Source organism: Streptomyces sp. NPDC025721 (assembly GCF_055558595.1).
On the sequence record NZ_JBVHMF010000032.1, the window covers coordinates 15905 to 35053 of the forward strand.

The window sequence follows — 19149 nt, forward strand, 5'->3', positions numbered from 1 at the left end:
TGCGTGACAGGTGGTGCCATTGGTGCGAGTTGACATCAGTGGGACGGCCGAGAACGTATGGTGACGAGCGCACGCCAACAAGGAGGGGGCTGGAAGCTATACCTCCGCTTTACTTGTGGCATAAGGGAGTTGGGCAAGGCATTGCCTGGTGCTGACCTCCCGGCAGGTGTGAAATCGAGTCGTCCCGGTGTGGTGTGCGACGGCTGTTCCGTACTGCTTCGTGACCATTCGGGACCGATCGCCACGGCGTGTTTTCAGCCGCGCGCCGCGACCCCCGGTCCGGCCGCCCGGTGCCCCCGCCGGACGGGCCGCCGCGCCGACAGGCGATAGTGGTGGGGTGAGTGCCGTCCCTCAGCCCCGCGCTGACCAAGCCGTCGAGACCGAAGCCGCGACCGACCGCGAGACCGGGGTCGAACCCGGCCGGGCGACCGAAGCCGGGCCCGAACGCGGGACCGGCCCCGGTGCCGCGCCCTCGGCCGCGCGGCGCACCGCCACGCGCGTCCTCGCCGTCGCGCTCGCGTGCGGCGTGATCGGCGCCAGCGTCGTGCTGCTCGCGGCGGGCAAGACCTGGGCGCGCGGCACCGTCGCCTTCGGCCAGGGCACCCTCCCGGTGCACGCCACCGGCAGCCAGGCCACCGCGCTGCCCGGCGCGCTGGCCCTGGTCGGCCTGGCCGCGCTCGTCGCCGTCTTCGCCGTGCGCCGGATCGGCCGCTACGTCGTCTCCGGGCTGCTCACGCTCTCCGGCCTCGGCGTGGTCGTCGTCGTGCTCGCCCGCCGCGCGGCCACCGGCGCCCTCAACGAACGGGCCGCCGCCGCGTCCGGCCTCACCCGCGCCACCGCGGGCCACACGAGCACCACCGGCTGGCCGCTGGTCGCCGTCGCGGGCGGCGTATTGCTGCTCCTCGCGGGCCTGCTCGCACTGCGCTACGGCCACGCCTGGCCCGCGATGTCCAGCCGCTACGACCGGCCGGGCAGCCGCCCCTCGCTGCGCGGCAGGGCCGCCGCCGCGCCCGCGCCGATCGACCCCGACCGGGCCGAGGACCTGTGGAAGGCGCTGGACCGGGGCGAGGACCCCACACAGGCCCCCGGCTGACCGGTCCCGCGCGTGCCGCGACCGCCCGTTCCACCCCCGTGCACGGCAACCCCGGAACACGCGCAACAATGGAAGACGAAGTCGGCGGCGAAAGGACGCCGCCGACCGAGAGGATTCAGGGAGCACTCATGGCGGTCCATCACGACCACGGCCACACCCCCGCCGCGTGGACCGGCTCGATCATCTCGTTCATCGGCTTCTGTGCCGGAGGCGTGTTCATGGTCGCCGCCCAGCCGGTCCCCTTCTGGGCGAGCATGGGCGTCATACTGCTCGGCCCCGTCGTCGGCGGTGCGATGAAGCTCATGGGCCTGGGCAGCAAGGAGTCACCCGAGGTACGGGTCGCCCGCGCCCACGCCGCGCAGGAGGTCCGCACCCCGGAGGGGACGACGCACACGGAGTCGCCCGCTGAGGCGCCCGCCAGCGCCTGACCCCACCGGTCCCGCCCGCCGGGCGCAGCCGCCGACCTCCGGGTCCGCGCGCTGCGCCTTCGTGCGTCCGGGGGCAGAATCGGCGATGTGATTCACGACACAGCAGGTCGGGCCGCAGGCCGGGCCCCCGCGGCGGCGCGCGGGACGGCTCCCGGAGCGGCCCTCGGCGCGCTCTCGCGCGCCGCCGTACCGCTCGCCCTCCTCGGCGCGGTGGCGGGCGCCTTCGCGTACGTCGGCGCCGTCGACCCCAACACGCCCGGCCACTACCCGGCCTGCCCGCTGCTGCACTACACCGGGATCTACTGCCCCGGCTGCGGCGGCCTGCGCAGCGCCCACGCCGTCGCCCACGGCCACCTCGGCACGGCGCTGGGCTGCAACGCCCTCGCGGTGGCCGGATACGTCGTCTTCGCCGTCGTGTGGGCCGTCTGGTTCACCCGCAGGCTGCGCGGCCGACCGTTCGAACCCGTGCTGCGCCCGGCGTACGGGAAGGCGCTCCTCGCCCTGGCGCTGGTCTTCACCGTTGTCCGGAACCTGCCGTTCGGCGCGGCGCTGATCCCGTGACCCGCCCGCCTTCCGGGGCATGCTTGTCCAGGTGGTGGGACCGCGAATCCCCGGATGCGGGCGCTGCGCCCGGCGCCCGATACCATCGGAGTGTCGGTGGTTCCCACCATTGGCTTGATCATTTCGCTGTACGAACCCGGTCCGGAAGGGGAGCTCTCGCGTGAGTGTGCTCGACGAGATCATCGACGGAGTCCGCGCTGACCTCGCCGAGCGGCAGGCCCGCGTCACCCTCGACGAACTCAAGGAGCGGGCCACCAAGGCGCGCGACGCCAAGGACGGGGTGGCCGCCCTGCGCGGCGACAGCGTCAAGGTGATCTGCGAGGTCAAGCGGTCCAGCCCCTCCAAGGGCGCGCTGGCCGCCATCGCCGACCCCGCGGGGCTCGCCGCCGACTACGAGGCGGGCGGCGCCGCCGTCATCAGCGTCCTCACCGAGGAGCGGAAGTTCGGCGGCTCCCTCGCCGACCTCGAAGCGGTCCGGGCCAAGGTCGACATCCCGGTCCTGCGCAAGGACTTCATCGTCACCGCGTACCAGCTCTGGGAGGCCCGCGCCTACGGTGCCGACCTCGCCCTGCTGATCGTCTCCGCGCTCGACCAGGACGCCCTCGTCTCGCTCGTCGAGCGCGCCCAGTCGATCGGTCTCACCCCGATCGTCGAGGTGCACGACGAGGAGGAGGTCGAGCGGGCGGTGGACGCCGGGGCGAAGATCATCGGGGTCAACGCGCGTAATCTCAAGACCCTTGAGGTCGACCGGGGGAACTTCGCCCGCGTCGCGCCCGAGATTCCCGACCACATCGTGAAGATCGCCGAGTCCGGGGTGCGTGGTCCCCACGACCTGATCGCCTACGCCAATGACGGCGCCGACGCCGTGCTCGTCGGCGAGTCGCTCGTCACCGGCAAGGATCCGCGTGCCGCGGTCGCCGATCTCGTGGCTGCCGGCGCCCATCCCGCCCTCCGCTTCGGCCGCTAACCCCCCTCCGGGGGAGGGCCCCACACCCCTTACGGTGCCCCGTCAGGGCGCCCGACCGCGCTTTGCACGGCGGTTCTTCGCGAGAGACGGTGCCCCGTCAGGGGCGCGTGAGCCGCACCTCGCGGGGCGGTTCCCCGTCAAGGACGTGCCCCGTCAGGGGCGCGGGGAACTGCGCGGCCAGCCACGATGCTCTCGCAGGTCACCGCCCGCCCCGGTGGGGCAGTTCGGTGGTGTCCGGGCCACCGGTCGGTGGTGGGTTGCTCGCGCAGTTCCTCGCGCCCCTGGCGGGGCGGGCCGTCTTTCGTTCGGGCGGTGAGCCGGTCTTTTGAGGGGCGCGGGGAACTGCGCGGCCAGCCGCGACGCTCTCGCGGGTCACCACCGGCCCCGGTGGGGCGGTTCGGTGGTGTCCGGGCCACCGGCCGGTGGTGGGTTGCTCGCGCAGGTCCCCGCGCCCCTCAAAGCGAGGCCCTGCGCGGTACCGGGGTCCTCAAGGCGAGGCGCTGCGTTGGCTGAACGCGCGCGGGGGCCGGGCATGGAGTGGGGGGACCTGCCCGGAGGGCTAGACTCGGGCGCATGTCCCTCGCCGCGCGTCTCGCCCCCGGTTGCCGCCCCCGCGGCTGCCGCGCGCCGGCGCGCAAGGTGCTGGGGCGCCGGGTGCGGTATGTGATCGGGTGCGAGCCCGGCCAGGTGAACGGCAGGCGATGGCGCCGCGGCTGAGCCGCGAGCACAGCCGCGTACGCATGACACGGACACGCGTACGCGTCCCCCCTTTCACCCGCGCCTGACGGCGCACAGCCAGGGATACCCCATGTCAGAAACGCACGACTTCTTCCATCCGGATCCGGACGGATCCGTCCCCACCCCCGCGGGCTACTTCGGCGCGTTCGGCGGCAAGTTCATCCCGGAGGCGCTGGTCGCCGCCGTGGACGAGGTGGCCGTCGAGTACGAGAAGGCGAAGACCGACCCCGCCTTCGCGGCCGAGCTGAACGACCTGATGGCCAACTACGCGGGCCGCCCGAGCGCCCTCACGGAGGTCCCCCGGTTCGCCGAGCAGGCGGGCGGGGCACGGGTCTTCCTCAAGCGGGAGGACCTGAACCACACCGGCTCGCACAAGATCAACAATGTGCTGGGCCAGACGCTGCTGACCAAGCGGATGGGCAAGACCCGCGTGATCGCGGAGACCGGCGCGGGCCAGCACGGCGTCGCCACCGCGACCGCCTGCGCGCTGTTCGGCCTCGACTGCACGATCTACATGGGCGAGATCGACACCCAGCGCCAGGCGCTCAACGTCGCGCGGATGCGGATGCTCGGCGCCGAGGTGGTCTCGGTGACCTCCGGCAGCCGGACGCTGAAGGACGCCATCAACGAGGCGTTCCGCGACTGGGTCGCCAACGTGGACCGCACGCACTACCTGTTCGGCACGGTCGCGGGACCGCACCCCTTCCCCGCGCTGGTCCGCGACTTCCACCGGGTGATCGGCGTCGAGGCGCGCCGCCAGCTCCTGGAGCGCACCGGCCGGCTGCCCGACGCCGCCGTCGCCTGCGTCGGCGGCGGCTCCAACGCCATGGGCCTCTTCCACGCCTTCCTGCCCGACACCGGGGTCCGGCTGGTCGGCTGCGAGCCCGCGGGCCACGGCGTGGCCACCGGGGAGCACGCGGCCACCCTCACCGAGGGCGAGCCGGGCATCCTGCACGGCTCGCGCTCCTACGTCCTCCAGGACGACGAGGGCCAGATCACCGAGCCGTACTCGATCTCGGCGGGTCTGGACTACCCCGGAGTCGGCCCCGAGCACTCGTACCTCAAGGACATCGGCCGCGCCGAATACCGCGCGGTCACCGACGACGAGGCGATGCAGGCCCTGCGGCTGCTGTCCCGTACCGAGGGCATCATCCCCGCCATCGAGAGCGCGCACGCCCTGGCCGGGGCCCTGGAGATCGGCCGCGAGCTGGGCCCCGAGGGCCTGGTGCTGGTGAACCTCTCCGGCCGCGGCGACAAGGACATGGACACGGCGGCCCGCTACTTCGGGCTGTACGACGCGACCGCCGAGGTCGACGAGGACAACGAGGTGGCGGTCAAGTGAGCGGGAACGTAGAGCTGTTGGACCGGGTGCTGGCCGACGCCAAGGCCGAGGGGCGGGCCGCGCTCGTGGCGTATCTGCCCGCCGGTTTCCCGACCGTGGACGGCGGGATCGAGGCCGTGAAGGCCGCCTTCGAAGGCGGCGCGGACATCGTCGAGGTCGGGCTGCCGCACAGCGACCCGGTGCTGGACGGGCCGGTCATCCAGACCGCCGACGACATCGCGCTCAACAAGAACCACGTGCGGATCGCCGACGTGCTGCGCACCGTACGCGAGGCGCACCAGGCCACCGGCAAGCCGGTGCTGGTCATGACGTACTGGAACCCGGTGGACCGCTACGGCGCCGAGCGGTTCGCGACCGAGCTGGCCGAGGCGGGCGGCGCGGGCTGCATCCTGCCCGACCTGCCGGTCGAGGAGTCCGAGGGATGGCGGAAGGCGGCCGAGCAGCAGGGCCTGGCCACCGTCTTCGTCGTCGCTCCTTCCAGCCGTGACGAGCGGCTGGCGAAGATCACCGCGGCGGGCAGCGGCTTCGTCTACGCGGCCTCCCTGATGGGTGTCACCGGCACGCGGGAGAGCGTCGGCGAGCAGGCGTCCGACCTCGTGCGCCGCACCCGCGCCACCACGGACCTGCCGGTCTGCGTGGGCCTGGGCGTGTCGAACGCGGTGCAGGCCGCCGAGGTCGCGGCCTTCGCCGACGGTGTGATCGTCGGCTCGGCCTTCGTCAAGCGCATCCTCGACGCGGACGGCGACCTGCCCGCGGCCCTCACGGCCGTACGGGAACTGGCGGCGGAACTGGCCGCGGGCGTCCGCAAGCGCGGCTGACAGCACCGGCCGCGACCGTACGAAAGGAACCGGCCGCGCCCCGTACGACCGGCCCCGGCGTAACACGATGGGGCGAATCGCGGTGCGGGAAGGCGCTGAAGTGCCCTCCCGCACCGTTGGTCAGGGATGTGAGCCAGAAGAACCGAGACGGAAAGCGCAGCGCCCGCGAGGCCCTGTACGAACAGCGTGAAAAAGAGAAGGCCGGCGCCCGACGCAGGCGCACCATGGTGGTCGCGGGCGCGGTGGTCGCCGTGCTGGCCATCGCCGCCGTGATCGGGGTGGTGGTCGCCGACCACAAGGACAGCGGCGGCGGCTCCACCCCGGCCGCCGCGCCCAAGGGCGCCATCGGCAAGGACAATCTCGTCATCCCCGTCGGCGCCGCCGACGCGCCCTCGGTGCTGACGATCTACGAGGACTTCCGCTGCCCGGCGTGCGACGCCTTCGAGAAGGCGTTCACCCCGACCATCCACAGCCTTGAGGACAGCGGGCAGATCCGCACCGAATACCACCTGGTGACGCTCATCGACGGCAATCTCGGCGGCTCCGGCTCGCTGAACGCCGCCAATGCCGCCGCCTGCGCCCAGGACGCGGGCAAATTCCGCGCCTACCACGATGTGCTGTACGACAATCAGCCGGAGGAGCAGAGCGACACCTTCTCCGACAAGAACCACCTGCTCGACCTGGCGGGCAAGGTCAGCGGTCTGAAGACGCCGACCTTCACCGCGTGCGTCAACGGCGGCACCCACAACAGCTGGGTGAAGGCGTCCAACAGCGCCTTCGGGAAGTCCGGCTTCAACTCGACGCCGACGATCCTGCTCAACGGCAAGAGCGTCTACGGGAGCGGCAGCAATCTCACGCCCGACTCGCTGAAGCAGATGGTCACCGACGCGAACAAGGGCAAAAAGGCGGGTGCGGTGACCACCGCTCCGGCCTCCTGACAGGCCCGCTGAGGGGCCTGCCGAGGCTTGATTCCGGGCCTTTCGGCGTCCGCGGGGATTCCCCCGGAGGGGCCGGAGGAGTCCCGGCCGTTATCCATACGTAGCCGGGCGGGTTGCCGCACTTCCCGCCCGGCAAGGTAGCGTCGGTCATTGCCATGGAACTCGCATTCATTCCCAGCCCGTCGCACGGAGTCGTCCACCTCGGACCCATTCCGCTGCGCGGCTACGCGTTCTGCATCATCATCGGTGTCTTCGTAGCCGTATGGCTCGGCGGCAAGCGCTGGATCGCCCGCGGCGGCCGGGCGGGCACGGTCGCGGACATCGCCGTGTGGGCGGTGCCCTTCGGTCTGGTCGGCGGCCGGCTGTACCACGTGATCACCGATTACGAGCTGTACTTCACCAGTGGCAAGGACTGGGTCGACGCCTTCAAGATCTGGCAGGGCGGCCTGGGGATCTGGGGCGCCATCGCCTTCGGCGCGCTCGGCGCCTGGATCGCCTGCCGCCGCCGGGGGATCGCGCTGCCGGTCTACGCCGACGCCATCGCGCCGGGCATCGCCTTCGCCCAGGCGATCGGCCGCTGGGGCAACTGGTTCAACCAGGAGCTGTACGGCGGCCCGACCACGCTGCCCTGGGGCCTGAAGATCGACCCCGCGCACCGGCCGGAGAGCACGCCGGACATCGCCACGTACCACCCGACGTTCCTGTACGAGTCCCTGTGGTGCGTCGGCGTCGCCCTCCTGGTCATCTGGGCCGACCGCCGCTTCAAGCTCGGCCACGGGCGGGCCTTCGCCCTCTACGTCGCCGCGTACACGGTGGGCCGCGCCTGGATCGAGCACATGCGCGTGGACTACGCCCACCAGATCCTCGGCATGCGGCTCAACGACTGGACCGCGATCGTCGTCTTCATCGGCGCCGTCGTCTACCTCGTCGTCGTCGGCCGCAAGCGGCCCGGCCGCGAGGAGAACATCGAGCCTCTCGCCTCCGGCGAAGGCCCCGACGACGCCGCGCCGCCGTCGTCCGACCCGGAAGCGGAAGCGGACGCGGACGACGCGGTCGACTCCTCCTCCGTCGAGGACGAGGCTTCCGTCGGTTCCGTCGACCCGAAGCGAGCCTCCGAGGCGCTCTGATCTCGCGCCCCTGAAGAGCCCGTCACGCGCAGTGGCGGCGCACCTTCTCCAGGAGGAGAAAGGGCAGGTCAGGGCAGGCTTTCCTTGCTGGCGGCGCGTCGCATTCGAGCGTACGGTCGAATGGATTCGTGGTCGTGCGGCCTCGCGGGAGGCTGCCTGGGGAGGGGTGGGGACGGATGTCAACGGCTGTCGAGGAGACGACGGCGGCGCCGTATCACGTACCGCACCACTCGCACCGTGACGTGAGCGGCGGCTGGCTGCGCCCGGCGGTGTTCGGGGCGATGGACGGCCTGGTGTCGAATCTGGCGCTGATGACGGGAGTGGCGGGCGGCGACGTCTCGTCGCGCACCATCGTGGTGACCGGGCTCGCGGGCCTGGCGGCGGGCGCCTTCTCGATGGCGGCGGGGGAGTACACGTCGGTGGCCTCCCAGCGGGAGCTGGTCGAGGCCGAGCTGGAGATCGAGCGGATCGAGCTGCGCCGCCACCCGGAGGCGGAGCTGCGGGAGCTGGCCGAGCTGTACGTCTCGCGCGGTGTGGAGCCGAAGCTCGCCCGCGAGGTGGCCAGGCAGCTCTCCGTCGACCCGGAGCGGGCGCTGGAGATACACGCCCGCGAGGAACTGGGCGTGGACCCGACCGACCTGCCGTCGCCGCTGGTCGCGGCGGCCTCCTCCTTCGTCGCCTTCGCGCTGGGCGCCCTGCTGCCCGTACTGCCGTATCTGCTCGGCGGCGACTCGCTGTGGCCCGCGGCCGTCCTCGCGCTGGCCGGACTCTTCGGCTGTGGTGCGGCCGTGGCCCGGGTGACCGCGCGTTCCTGGTGGTACAGCGGGGTTCGGCAGCTGCTGTTGGGCGCGGCGGCCGGCGGGGTTACCTTCGTATTGGGCGCTCTTATCGGCACAGCGGTCGGCTGACCACTCCGAACGGTCTGAACGGCCGACCGGTGCGGTCGGCCCACTGGTCCGATCGGGTGATCGGCGATGTGCCGTGCGCTCGCTCCACCGGACTCGGGAAACCCACAGGAAACCAGCGGCCACAAGCCTCATGTTTCCCCGTCGTTTCAGTAGCCGTCGCACGGGGCATTACCCGGTGGCGCACCGGCAGAAAGCGGCCCGGTAGCGCGCTGGACCCGGCCGGAAAACCTCCGACACGGCGCTGGCCTGATCTGTTCGCTCCACCCCTCATCATGTCCACATGCTGGAACTGAGTATCCGCTTCTCGAACACTCGTCCATCATGTAACCTGCACGAAATCGCAGAGGGCCAACGTCGTCCCTGTTGCGCATGCCTGGGAACAGGCAATGCATACAAGCCAAAGACGACGACGGGAGAGCCATGCGTTCGCGTTCCGCGTTCATGGACGGGCGCCCCGCCCCGCAGGGGATGTACGACCCCCGCAACGAGCACGACGCCTGTGGCGTCGGTTTCGTGGCCACCCTCACCGGCGAGGCGAGCCATGGGCTCGTGGAGCAGGCGCTGACCGTTCTGCGCAATCTGGAGCATCGTGGTGCCACCGGCGCCGAGCCCGACTCGGGTGACGGCGCGGGCATCCTCCTCCAGATCCCGGACGCCTTCCTGCGCGAGGCCGCCGGCTTCGCGCTTCCCGACCAGGGCCACTACGCGGTCGGCCTCGCCTTCCTCCCGGTCGAGACCGAGGACCGCGCCAAGGCCGTCGACGCCATCGAGCGGATCGCCGCCGAAGAGGGCCTGACCGTACTCGGCTGGCGCGAGGTCCCGGTCGCCCCCGAGCTGCTGGGCACCACCTCCCGCTCGACCATGCCGTACTTCTCGCAGCTCTTCGTCGCCGACAGCGCCGGTGCCGCCTCCGGTATCGACCTCGACCGGCCCGCCTTCGTCCTGCGCAAGCGCGCCGAGCGCGAGGCCGACGTGTACTTCCCGTCGCTGTCCGCCCGCACGATCGTGTACAAGGGCATGCTGACCACGGGGCAGCTCGAACCGTTCTTCCCCGACCTGTCCGACCTGCGGTTCGCCACCGCCATCGCGCTGGTCCACTCGCGCTTCTCCACCAACACCTTCCCGAGCTGGCCGCTCGCCCACCCGTACCGTTTCGTCGCGCACAACGGTGAGATCAACACCGTCAAGGGCAACAGGAACTGGATGCGGGCCCGCGAGTCGCAGCTCGCCAGCGACCTCTTCGGCCCGGCGGGCGGCGGCCAGGGCGGCGACCTGGAGCGGATCTTCCCGATCTGTACGCCCGGTGCCTCCGACACCGCGTCCTTCGACGAGGTGCTGGAACTGCTGCACCTCGGCGGCCGGTCGCTGCCGCACAGCGTGCTGATGATGATCCCCGAGGCGTGGGAGAACCACGAGTCGATGGACCCGGCGCGGCACGCCTTCTACCAGTACCACTCCACGCTGATGGAGCCCTGGGACGGCCCGGCCTGCGTCACCTTCACCGACGGCTCCGTCGTCGGCGCGGTCCTGGACCGCAACGGACTGCGCCCCGGCCGCTACTGGGTCACCGACGACGGACTGGTCGTGCTCGCCTCCGAGTCCGGCGTCCTGGACATCGCCCCGGAGAAGGTGACCCGCAAGGGCCGCCTCCAGCCCGGCCGGATGTTCCTGGTCGACACCGTCCAGCACCGGATCGTCGAGGACGACGAGATCAAGGCGGGCATCGCCGCGGAGAACCCGTACGCCGACTGGCTGGAAGCCGGGCTGATCAACCTCTCCGACCTGCCCGAGCGCGAGCACATCGTGCACACCCACGCCTCGGTCACCCGCCGCCAGCAGACCTTCGGCTACACCGAGGAAGAGCTGCGGATCATCCTCGCGCCGATGGCCAGGACCGGCGGCGAACCGCTCGGCTCGATGGGCACCGACTCGCCGATCGCGGCGCTCTCCGAGCGCCCCCGGCTGCTCTTCGACTACTTCACCCAGCTCTTCGCGCAGGTCACCAACCCGCCGCTGGACGCCATCCGCGAGGAACTGGTCACCTCGCTGATCTCCACCATCGGCCCGTCGGGCAACCTGCTGGAGCCCAGCCCGGCCTCCTGTCGCAACATCACCCTGCCGTTCCCGGTGATCGACAACGACGAGCTGGCCAAGCTCATCCACGTCAACGCCGACGGCGACCTGCCCGGGCTCAAGGGCGCCACCCTGTCCGGCCTCTACCGGGTCACCGGCGGCGGCCAGGCACTGGCCGCCCGGCTCGCCGAGATCTGCGCCGAGGCCGACGCCGCCATAGAGGACGGCGCCCGCCTGATCGTGCTCTCCGACCGGCACTCCGACGCCGAGCACGCGCCGATCCCGTCGCTGCTGCTCACCTCCGCCGTGCACCACCACCTGATCCGCACCAAGCAGCGCACCCAGGTCGGCCTCCTCGTCGAGGCGGGCGACGTGCGCGAGGTGCACCACGTGGCGCTGCTCATCGGCTACGGCGCCGCGGCCGTCAACCCCTACCTGGCCATGGAGTCCGTCGAGGACCTGGTCAGGGCGGGCACCTTCCTGCCCGGCGTCGAGGTCGAGACCGCGCTGAAGAACCTGATCAAGGCGCTCGGCAAGGGCGTGCTGAAGGTCATGTCCAAGATGGGCATCTCCACCGTCGCCTCCTACCGCGGCGCGCAGGTCTTCGAGGCGGTCGGCCTGGAGTCCGACTTCGTCGACAGCTACTTCCACGGCACCGACACCAAGATCGGCGGCGCGGGCATCGACGTCGTCGCGCAGGAGGTCGCCGCCCGGCACGCCAAGGCGTACCCGCTGTCCGGCATCGCCGCCGCGCACCGCAGGCTCGACATCGGCGGCGAGTACCAGTGGCGACGCGAGGGCGAACCGCACCTGTTCGACCCCGACACCGTCTTCCGGCTCCAGCACGCCACCCGCACCCGGCGCTACGACATCTTCAAGCAGTACACGCAGCGGGTGAACGAGCAGTCCGAGCGGCTGATGACGCTGCGCGGCCTGTTCGGGCTGAAGAACGACCGCGGCCCCGTCCCGATCGACGAGGTCGAGCCGGTCTCCGAGATCGTCAAGCGCTTCTCCACCGGTGCCATGTCGTACGGCTCGATCTCGCGCGAGGCGCACGAGACGCTGGCCATCGCCATGAACCAGCTCGGCGGCAAGTCCAACACCGGTGAGGGCGGCGAGGACGCCGACCGGCTGTACGACCCGGCCCGGCGCAGCGCCATCAAGCAGGTCGCCTCCGGCCGCTTCGGCGTGACGTCGGAGTACCTGGTCAACGCCGACGACATCCAGATCAAGATGGCCCAGGGCGCCAAGCCCGGCGAGGGCGGTCAGCTCCCCGGCCACAAGGTCTACCCGTGGATCGCCGGCACCCGGCACTCCACCGCGGGCGTCGGCCTGATCTCGCCGCCGCCGCACCACGACATCTACTCCATCGAGGACCTCGCCCAGCTCATCCACGACCTGAAGAACGCCAACCCCAAGGCGCGCGTTCACGTCAAGCTGGTCTCCGAGGTCGGCGTCGGCACCGTCGCGGCCGGTGTGTCCAAGGCCCACGCGGACGTCGTCCTGATCTCGGGACACGACGGCGGTACGGGCGCCTCGCCGCTCACCTCGCTCAAGCACGCGGGCGGCCCCTGGGAGCTGGGCCTGGCCGAGACCCAGCAGACGCTGCTGCTCAACGGCTTGCGGGACCGTATCGTCGTGCAGACCGACGGCCAGCTCAAGACCGGCCGGGACGTCGTCATCGCCGCGCTCCTCGGGGCCGAGGAGTTCGGTTTCGCGACCGCGCCGCTGGTGGTCTCCGGCTGCGTCATGATGCGCGTCTGCCACCTCGACACCTGTCCGGTCGGCGTCGCCACCCAGAACCCGGTGCTGCGCGACCGCTTCACCGGCAAGCCCGAATTCGTCGTGAACTTCTTCGAGTTCATCGCGGAGGAGGTCCGCGAGATCCTCGCCGAGCTGGGCTTCCGCTCCATCGAGGAAGCCGTCGGCCACGCCGAGCTGATCGACGCCGACCACGCCGTGGAGCACTGGAAGGCGCAGGGCCTCGACCTCGCCCCGCTGCTGTACGTGCCGGAGCTGCCCGAGGGCGCGGTGCTGCACCGTACCGTCGAGCAGGACCACGGCCTGGACCGCGCCCTGGACAACGAGCTGATCCGGCTCGCCGCCGAGGCGCTGGAGTCCGGCGCCCCGGTCCGCGCGCAGGTGCCGATCCGCAACGTCAACCGCACGGTCGGCACCATGCTCGGCCACGAGGTGACCAAGAAGTACGGCGGCGCGGGCCTGCCCGACGACACCATCGACGTCACCTTCACCGGCTCCGCCGGCCAGTCCTTCGGCGCGTTCCTGCCCCGGGGCGTCACCCTGCGGCTCGAAGGCGACGCCAACGACTACGTCGGCAAGGGCCTGTCCGGCGGCCGGGTCATCGTCCGCCCCGACCGCGGCGCCGACCACCTCGCCGAGTACTCCACCATCGCGGGCAACACCATCGCGTACGGCGCGACCAGCGGCGAGCTGTTCCTGCGCGGCCGTACCGGCGAGCGGTTCTGCGTCCGCAACTCCGGCGCGACCGTCGTCTCCGAAGGCGTCGGCGACCACGGCTGCGAGTACATGACCGGCGGCCGGGCCGTCGTCCTCGGCGCCACCGGGCGCAACTTCGCGGCCGGTATGTCCGGCGGCATCGCCTACGTCCTCGACCTCGACCCCGGCGCCGTCAACTTCGGGATGGTCGGCGTCGAGTCGCTGGACGCGGGCGACATCACGTGGCTGCACGATGTCGTGCGCCGCCACTTCGAGGAGACCGGCTCCACCGTCGCCGAGCGGCTGCTCGCCGACTGGGGCGGCGCCCTCACCCGCTTCGGCAAGGTCATGCCGAGGGACTACAAGGCAGTGCTCGCCGCCAAGAACGCCGCCGAGCAGGCCGGACTCTCCGAGTCCGAGACCACCGCGAAGATGATGGAGGCGGCAAATGGCTGACCCCAAGGGCTTCCTCACCACCCCGCGTGAGACCGCTCCGACCCGCCCGGTCGAGGAGCGCCGGCAGGACTGGAAAGAGGTCTACGTCCCCGGCGGCCTGCTGCCGATCATCAGCAAGCAGGCCGGACGCTGCATGGACTGCGGCATCCCGTTCTGTCACAACGGCTGTCCGCTGGGGAATCTGATCCCCGAGTGGAACGACTACGCCTACCGCGAGGACTGGACCGAGGCCAGCGAGCGGCTGCACGCCACCAACAACTTCCCGGAGTTCACCGGGCGGCTGTGCCCCGCGCCGTGCGAGTCGGCCTGCGTGCTGGGCATCAACCAGCCCGCCGTCACCATCAAGAACGTCGAAGTCACCATCATCGACAAGGCGTGGGACAACGGCGACGTCACCCCGCAGCCGCCGGACCGGCTGTCCGGCAAGACCGTCGCCGTGATCGGCTCGGGCCCCGCGGGCCTGGCCGCCGCCCAGCAGCTCACCCGCGCCGGGCACACCGTCGCGGTCTACGAGCGCGCCGACCGGATCGGCGGACTGCTGCGCTACGGCATCCCCGAGTTCAAGATGGAGAAGCGGCACATCAACCGGCGCATCGAGCAGATGCGCGCCGAGGGCACCAAATTCCGCACCGGAGTGCAGATCGGCGTCGACCTCGACGCGGCCAAGCTCGCCAAGCGGTACGACGCGGTGGTCATCGCGGCCGGCGCGACCGTCTCCCGCGACCTGCCCGCACCCGGCCGTGAGCTGGGCGGCATCCACTTCGCGATGGAGTACCTCCCGCTGGCCAACAAGGTGCAGGAGGGCGACTTCGTCTCCCCGCCGATCACCGCGCAGGGCAAGCACGTCGTCGTCATCGGCGGCGGCGACACCGGCGCGGACTGCGTCGGCACCGCCCACCGGCAGGGCGCGGCCTCGGTCACGCAGCTCGAGATCATGCCGCGGCCGTCCGACGACCGGCCCGCGGGCCAGCCGTGGCCGACGATGCCCGCCGTCTACAAGGTGACCTCGGCGCACGAGGAGGGCGGCGAGCGGGTCTACGCCGTCAACACCATGAAGTTCGAGGGCGACGAGAACGGCAACGTCAAGGCGCTGCACCTGGTCGAGGTGGCCTTCCAGGACGGGAAGTTCGTCCCGCAGGAGGGCACCGAGCGGGTCATCCCCGCCGAACTGGTCACCCTCGCGATGGGCTTCACCGGCACCGACCAGTCCAACGGCCTGGTCGACCAGCTCGGTCTCGCGCTGGACGCCCGCGGCAACATCGCGCGCGACGCCTCGTACGCGACCAACGTCGACGGTGTCTTCGTCGCCGGTGACGCCGGGCGCGGCCAGTCGCTCATCGTCTGGGCCATCGCCGAGGGCCGCTCCGCCGCGAAGGCCGTCGACTCCTACCTCACCGGCCTGGCCTCGGCCCTGCACGCCCCCATCCGCCCGACCGACCGGCCCCTCATGGTCTGACGTCGCGTCCGGACGGTCCCGACTGTCCCACCCCGCTCCGCACAATGGCGTGCGGAGCGCGCAACACCGCAGCGCCCGCCACTCCCCGACCAAGGAGGCGGGCGTTGTGCTTTTCCCCTCGCGGCGGGGCGGTGCCGCGTTCTTTGGGGCACGAACCCGCCGTGCGAACAGCGCGCCCCCGGCAGGGTCACGTGTCGACGTCCAGCTCCGTCTTGCACAGGGCGCACCGGGCGCGCAGGCGCCCCCGGCAGGGGACGCGGATGCGCTGGAAGCAGGTGGGGCACGGGAAGGAGACCCGTACCGTGCCCGAGGGCGCGGCCTCGAACGTGTAGTCCGGGCCGGAGGCCAGCGCGCGGCGGTCCTTGGCGTACCGGCGGCGGGCCGCCCAGCCCGACGCGGCCAGGGGAGCGCGGCGCACGTCCTGCTGGGCGCGGGCCAGCCCCGCGCGGTAGGCGTCGCGGGCCTGGGCGCTGCGGAACCACGGCTCGATGTCGTCGCCGAAGGCCGCCGCGCGCTTGGCCAGCACGTAGCCGAACTCCTCCGGCGTGAGATAGCCGAGCTTGTACGCCGACATCATCAGCCGCTCGCCGCGGATCGCGGCCTCCTCGCGGTACGCGTCCAGCAGCAGCCAGCCCGCGCCCAGATACGCCGTGGCGGTGTCGGTCAGAATCTCGTTGTCCCGGGTGCCGGGGAACTCCAGACCGAGCCGGTGCAGGTAGACGTGCATGACCTCGTGGGAGAGCGCCGCCCCGACATCGCGCCGGTCGGTCCTGAACCGCGAGTGCAGCTCGATGAAGTACTCGGGCCCCGCGGCCAGCTCCACATTGCCCGCGTGCACCATGTCGCGGAAGCTCACGACCATCCGGGCGTCCGGCAGCCGGAAGTGCTGCACCATGACACGCGCCACCCGCTGCGCGCCCAGATACAGGTCCTCGTCCGCGGGGAAGTCCACCAGTTCGGGATGGACGCTGGTGGCGAATCTGGCCACCCCGTCGCCCGACAGCCGCCGGTAGAGCGCGGTGAGCGCGGACCGCACCGTGTCGATGTGCGGGAAACCGTGCACGATGGCCCCGCCACCGGCCGTCGACGACGCGCTGGGTCCAGCCTGCTCGGCCATGAACACCTCCCCGTACCCACCGAGCCTACGCGTCGGCCCGCGCCGTTGTCGCCGCCATCGGCGGCCTCGGCGTCCCGCGACGGCGGCCTCGCGGGGGTACCAGGTGACGGAGCCGCCGACGTGCGGCAGCATGTGCGACATGCCTGCTCTGACCCGCGCCGAGGCCGAGACCCGCGCCAGCGATCTGACCGTCCGCCACTACGCGATCGACCTCGATCTCACCCGAGGGGAGGACGTCTTCGGCTCGACCTCGGTGATCGCCTTCACCGCCGACCGCGCCTGCGACACCTTCGCGGAACTCAAGCCCGCCGCACTGCGCCGCGTCGTGCTCGACGGCACGGAACTCGACCCGGCCACGCTGGACGACAACCGCCTCCCGCTGCCCGGCCTCGCCGCCGGGGACCACGAACTGCGGGTCGAGGCCGACATGCGGTACTCGCACACCGGCGAGGGCATGCACCGCTTCACCGACCCCGCCGACGGGGAGACGTACGTCTACACCCAGCTCTTCATGGAAGACGTGCAGCGCGTCGCCGCCGCCTTCGACCAGCCGGACCTCAAGGCCGTGTTCGAGGTCACGGTGACCGCGCCGCCGCAGTGGACGGTCCTCGGCAACGCGCTCACCTCCCGTACCGGCCAGACGCCCGCGGGCGACGGGCGCTGGACGATGGCCGCGACCCCGCCGATCTCCACGTATCTGCTCGCCGTCGCCGCGGGACCCTGGCACTCGGTACGCACCGAGCACGCCGGGCTGCCCTTCGGCCTGCACTGCCGCCGCTCGCTCGCCCCGCACCTGGACCGGGACGCCGACGAGCTGTTCGACATCACCCGCCGCTGCTTCGACCGCTACCACGAGCTGTTCGCGGAGCCGTACCCCTTCGACTCCTACGACCAGGCGTTCGTCCCCGAGTTCAACGCGGGCGCGATGGAGAACCCCGGACTGGTCACCTTCCGCGACGAGTTCGTCTTCCGCTCGGCCTTCACGCCCACCGAGGCGCAGTTCCGGGCCGTCGTCATCGCGCACGAGATGGCGCACATGTGGTTCGGCGACCTGGTGACGCTGCGCTGGTGGGACGACATCTGGCTGAACGAGTCCTTCGCCGAGTACATGGGCTTCCAAGTCCTTTCCGAGGCCACCGACTTCACCGGCACCTGGACCGACTTCGCCGTCGCCCGCAAGGCGTGGGGCACCGACGCCGACCAGCGGCCCTCCACCCACCCGGTGGCCCCGGACCCCGAGGCCGTGCCCGACACCGCCTCCGCGCTCAACAACTTCGACGGCATCTCGTACGCCAAGGGCGCCTCCGCGCTGCGCCAACTCGTCGCCTGGCTCGGCCAGGAGGACTTCCTCGCCGGGATCAACGAGCACTTCGCCCGGCACCGCTTCGGCAACGCCAACCTCGCCGACTTCATCGACTCGCTGGCCGGCGCCACCGAACGCGACGTGCCCGGCTGGGCCGCCGCCTGGCTGCGCACCAGCGGCGTCGACACGCTCACGCCCGCCACCGTGGCCACCTCCGACAGCGGCTGGCGGCTGGAGATCAGCCACAGCGGAGACCGCCCGCACCGGATCGCCGTCGGCCTGTACGACCGGGCCGCCGACGACCCCGCGCGGCTCGTGCCGCGCGACCGGCTCACCGTCGACATCGACGCGAACGCCGCCGTCAGCGCGCACGAACTGCCCGGCACCCGGCCCGATGTGGTGCTGCTCAACGACGGCGACCTCTCCTTCGCCAAGGTCCGCTTCGACGAACACACCTGGGAGACGCTGGAGGAGACGCTCAGCGGGCTGCCCGAACCGCTCAGCCGGGCCGTCACCTGGTGCGCGGCCCGCGATCTCGTACGCGACGCGAAGATCGCCCCGCGCGACTATCTGGCCCTGGTCGCACGGCAGTTGCCCGCCGAGACCGACCCGGCGCTGGTCGAGGCGGTCCTCACCTTCGCGCGTACGCAGGTCGCCGACCGCTACCTCGACCCGGCGCTGCGCCCCGACGCCCTCGGCAAGCTCGCCGCCACCAGCCGGGCGCTGCTCGCCGACGGCGGCCCCGGGGTCCGGCTCACCGCCACCCGCACGCTCATCGACAGCGCCGTCACCGCGGGCGAGGCGGCCGTACTGCGCGAGTGGTACGACGACGGCAAGATTCCCGGTGCCGCGGATCTCGACGCCGAGCTGCGCTGGAAGGCGCTGCTGCGGCTCGCCGTCCTCGGGCACGCCACCGCCGCCGACATCGACGCCGAGCTGGCCCGCGACCCCAGCGGCACCGGCCGTGAGGGCGCCGCCCGCTGCCGGGCCGCCCTGCCGGACGAGGCGGCGAAGGAGGCCGCCTGGGCGTCGATGTTCCACGACGACACCCTGTCCAACTACCTCTTCGCGGCCACCGCCCAGGGCTTCTGGCACCCCGAACAGGACGCCCTGCTCAGCCCGTTCGTCCCGCGCTTCTACCCCGACGCCATCGCCGTCACCGGCCGTCGGGGCGCGGCCATCGCCGAGGCCATCAGCCGCTATGGCTTCCCCTCGGAGGTCGTCACCGAATCCGCCCTCGAACTCGGCCGCACCGCTCTCTCCGACCCGACCCTCATCCCCGCTCTCCGCCGTGCCCTCACCGACCGCCTCGACGACCTCTCGCGTGCCGCGCGCATCAGGTCCACCTGGTAGCCCAGCCCCCAAGA

Annotated in this window: 14 protein-coding genes; 13 read left to right on the forward strand and 1 reads right to left on the reverse strand. The window is 71.8% G+C overall.

The window, feature by feature from the left end; genetic code table 11:
* The first annotated feature begins 337 nt into the window (after positions 1-337).
* The 12 genes from ACZ4EF_RS31930 (at position 338) to ACZ4EF_RS31985 (ending at position 15362) form a co-directional block, all read left to right on the forward strand.
* Positions 338-1093 (forward strand): TIGR02234 family membrane protein, encoded by a 756-nt coding sequence (locus ACZ4EF_RS31930; protein ID WP_391159732.1) that lies wholly within the window; start codon positions 338-340, stop codon positions 1091-1093.
* Positions 1094-1221: 128 nt separating this feature from the next.
* Complete coding sequence (locus ACZ4EF_RS31935; protein WP_355334011.1) at positions 1222-1521, forward strand: HGxxPAAW family protein; 300 nt, start codon at positions 1222-1224, stop codon at positions 1519-1521.
* Between the two features lie 87 nt (positions 1522-1608).
* The gene (locus tag ACZ4EF_RS31940; RefSeq protein ID WP_401313435.1) at positions 1609-2082 is read left to right on the forward strand and encodes a DUF2752 domain-containing protein; all 474 of its coding nucleotides are present in this window, start codon (positions 1609-1611) and stop codon (positions 2080-2082) included.
* Positions 2083-2242: 160 nt separating this feature from the next.
* Positions 2243-3049 (forward strand): indole-3-glycerol phosphate synthase TrpC, encoded by an 807-nt coding sequence (gene trpC, locus ACZ4EF_RS31945; RefSeq protein ID WP_355334006.1) that lies wholly within the window; start codon positions 2243-2245, stop codon positions 3047-3049.
* A gap of 573 nt (positions 3050-3622) precedes the next feature.
* The gene (gene trpM / locus ACZ4EF_RS31950) at positions 3623-3766 is read left to right on the forward strand and encodes a tryptophan biosynthesis modulator TrpM (protein ID WP_391044025.1); all 144 of its coding nucleotides are present in this window, start codon (positions 3623-3625) and stop codon (positions 3764-3766) included.
* 91 nt (positions 3767-3857) lie between these two features.
* The gene (gene trpB / locus ACZ4EF_RS31955; RefSeq protein WP_355334003.1) at positions 3858-5129 is read left to right on the forward strand and encodes a tryptophan synthase subunit beta; all 1272 of its coding nucleotides are present in this window, start codon (positions 3858-3860) and stop codon (positions 5127-5129) included.
* A complete protein-coding gene (gene trpA / locus ACZ4EF_RS31960) occupies positions 5126-5947 on the forward strand; it encodes a tryptophan synthase subunit alpha (protein ID WP_391159726.1) in 822 nt (273 codons plus the stop codon). Before trpB ends, trpA begins: the two co-directional genes overlap by 4 nt.
* Before the next feature lie 128 nt (positions 5948-6075).
* Entirely contained in the window at positions 6076-6885 is an 810-nt protein-coding gene (locus tag ACZ4EF_RS31965) for a DsbA family protein (RefSeq protein WP_467507639.1), read from the forward strand.
* 155 nt (positions 6886-7040) lie between these two features.
* On the forward strand, positions 7041-8012 hold the full coding sequence (gene lgt / locus ACZ4EF_RS31970) for a prolipoprotein diacylglyceryl transferase (protein WP_467507641.1): 972 nt from the start codon (positions 7041-7043) through the stop codon (positions 8010-8012).
* A gap of 176 nt (positions 8013-8188) precedes the next feature.
* Positions 8189-8920: a VIT1/CCC1 transporter family protein gene (locus ACZ4EF_RS31975; protein WP_355333991.1), complete on the forward strand. Its 732-nt coding sequence runs from the start codon at positions 8189-8191 to the stop codon at positions 8918-8920.
* 420 nt (positions 8921-9340) lie between these two features.
* Positions 9341-13906 (forward strand): glutamate synthase large subunit, encoded by a 4566-nt coding sequence (gene gltB / locus ACZ4EF_RS31980; RefSeq protein ID WP_467507642.1) that lies wholly within the window; start codon positions 9341-9343, stop codon positions 13904-13906.
* Positions 13899-15362, forward strand: coding sequence for a glutamate synthase subunit beta (locus tag ACZ4EF_RS31985; RefSeq protein ID WP_355333986.1), 1464 nt, complete (start codon positions 13899-13901; stop codon positions 15360-15362). Before gltB ends, ACZ4EF_RS31985 begins: the two co-directional genes overlap by 8 nt.
* A 187-nt stretch (positions 15363-15549) precedes the next feature.
* On the opposite strand, the gene ACZ4EF_RS31990 is transcribed toward ACZ4EF_RS31985, so the two are convergent.
* Positions 15550-16479, reverse strand: coding sequence for a hypothetical protein (locus ACZ4EF_RS31990; RefSeq protein ID WP_467507644.1), 930 nt, complete (start codon positions 16477-16479; stop codon positions 15550-15552).
* A gap of 139 nt (positions 16480-16618) precedes the next feature.
* Between ACZ4EF_RS31990 and pepN the strand changes: the two genes are divergently transcribed.
* On the forward strand, positions 16619-19135 hold the full coding sequence (pepN, locus tag ACZ4EF_RS31995) for an aminopeptidase N (RefSeq protein ID WP_355333982.1): 2517 nt from the start codon (positions 16619-16621) through the stop codon (positions 19133-19135).
* Positions 19136-19149 lie beyond the last annotated feature (14 nt).

Excerpts from the sequence above, each read along its gene's own strand:
- pepN (WP_355333982.1), top strand. The coding sequence starts at position 16,619 with ATGCCTGCTCTGACCCGCGCCGAGGCCGAGACCCGCGCCAGCGATCTG.
- ACZ4EF_RS31990 (WP_467507644.1), bottom strand. The coding sequence starts at position 16,479 with ATGGCCGAGCAGGCTGGACCCAGCGCGTCGTCGACGGCCGGTGGCGGG.
- trpB (WP_355334003.1), top strand. The coding sequence starts at position 3,858 with ATGTCAGAAACGCACGACTTCTTCCATCCGGATCCGGACGGATCCGTC.
- ACZ4EF_RS31975 (WP_355333991.1), top strand. The coding sequence starts at position 8,189 with ATGTCAACGGCTGTCGAGGAGACGACGGCGGCGCCGTATCACGTACCG.
- lgt (WP_467507641.1), top strand. The coding sequence starts at position 7,041 with ATGGAACTCGCATTCATTCCCAGCCCGTCGCACGGAGTCGTCCACCTC.
- ACZ4EF_RS31985 (WP_355333986.1), top strand. The coding sequence starts at position 13,899 with ATGGCTGACCCCAAGGGCTTCCTCACCACCCCGCGTGAGACCGCTCCG.
- trpM (WP_391044025.1), top strand. The coding sequence starts at position 3,623 with ATGTCCCTCGCCGCGCGTCTCGCCCCCGGTTGCCGCCCCCGCGGCTGC.
- ACZ4EF_RS31935 (WP_355334011.1), top strand. The coding sequence starts at position 1,222 with ATGGCGGTCCATCACGACCACGGCCACACCCCCGCCGCGTGGACCGGC.
- gltB (WP_467507642.1), top strand. The coding sequence starts at position 9,341 with ATGCGTTCGCGTTCCGCGTTCATGGACGGGCGCCCCGCCCCGCAGGGG.